1 pseudogene is annotated in these 527 nt (G+C 69.8%); it reads left to right on the forward strand.

The window, feature by feature from the left end:
* A pseudogene (locus EN780_RS37220) lies at positions 1 to 527 on the forward strand (AsmA protein); the annotation flags it as partial.

The following is a 527-nucleotide window of genomic DNA, read 5'->3' on the forward strand; positions in this document are numbered from 1 at the left end:
TGCCGACGCCACCGCGCTGTTGGCGCTCTACGGCCTGCCGGCATTGCCGCTTGGCATGCTTGGCCAGGCGACCACCGATGTCTCCGCCAAGGGCACGCTCGACGGTGGCCTGGCGACGAGCTTCAACCTGACCGCCGACGACTTCAGGGCGAGCTTCGAGGGAACGGTCGCCGATACGCAGCAAGGCGCGTCGGCCAAGGGCAAGGTCAGCCTCGAAGCCTCCGACATCGAGCCCTGGCTGATGACGACCGGCGTTGGCCTGCCGGGCATGGGAACCGGCACCTCGGCCTCGCTCGCCGCCGACGCCGATTTCGGCAACGGCCTCCTGGTGCTGAGCGGGCTCAGCGGCGCCGTCAACGAGGCGTCGGTTTCCGGTGACGTCAATGTCGACGTCAAGGACGGGCTGCCGCATCTGGCCGGAGCACTGGCGCTCGACGAGCTCGACCTCGATCCGATGGCGGTCGCGCTGTTCGGCGACCAGTCCTTCCAGGCCGGCAAGGGCGGCTGGCCGACGGCGCCGTTCAGCC

The sequence above is a fragment of the Mesorhizobium sp. M4B.F.Ca.ET.089.01.1.1 genome, assembly GCF_004022605.1.
GTDB classification, from domain to species: Bacteria; Pseudomonadota; Alphaproteobacteria; order Rhizobiales; family Rhizobiaceae; genus Mesorhizobium; species Mesorhizobium abyssinicae.